Raw genomic sequence first — 822 nt, 5'->3', positions numbered from 1 at the left:
CCGGGCTCGCGCGCGATCACAAACCGCAACAAGGGCGCCCGGCCAAGCTCGATGCGGTGCTGGCGCGGATCAAACCGATCCTTAAGCTGCGCGTGGCCGGGACCACCAGCCCCACCCAGCTCGACCTCGCTCACCTCGAGCGGCGCACGGCGCCACACCACCTGGGCCGGTCGCGACAGCCCTTCCCAAACAAACGACGTCCTCAGGATATCGTGCCGATCCACCACCCGCTGGACCGCACCAAGATAGCGCTCCAACAGGTCACGATCGGCAAACGCCATCTGCGATACCAGCAGGTACGGATCGCCCTTTGTCGCCAACAGATGATGGAACAGGATGCCGTCCTGCAGCGGCGACAAACCATAAACATCCTGGATGTTGCCGACGCCGCCGGGCACTGTGGCGACGATCCGGTCGATCGCGTCCTGCGTCAGGTCGATCAGCGGCAGCATCTCTGGCGTGATCGCCGGACTCTGTTCGCTGATCAGGTTGGCCGGGACCGCCACCTCGTGATGACTGCCGAGGCTCGCGGCCAGATCGGCCAGCACGGGCTTTGCAAACAAGGTCCGCACCTCGACCCCCAGCGACCGCCGCCGCAGCCGCTCCATCAGCTGCACCGCCAAGAGCGAGTGGCCGCCGAGCGCAAAGAAGTGGTCGTGGCGTCCGACCCGCTCAACACCCAGAAGCTCGGCCCAGATCTGTGCCAGCGTGATCTCGATCTCGCCTTGCGGCGGCTCATAGGCGCCGCGCGCATACGCCTCATCTTGCGGCGCCGGCAGCGCCTTGCGGTCGAGCTTGCCGTTCGGCGTCAGCGGCAGCGCC

1 protein-coding gene is annotated in these 822 nt (G+C 66.7%); it reads right to left on the bottom strand.

Features of this window, described 5'->3' with window-relative positions; genetic code table 11:
* A partial coding sequence (locus tag SO139_RS46310) for a phosphopantetheine-binding protein (RefSeq protein WP_498542168.1) occupies positions 1-822 on the bottom strand: 822 nt, incomplete at both ends.

The organism is Bradyrhizobium sp. UFLA05-89, from assembly GCF_059803475.1.
Note: the sequence above shows the minus strand (reverse complement) of the source record. Positions and strands in the feature narration are given on the sequence as shown.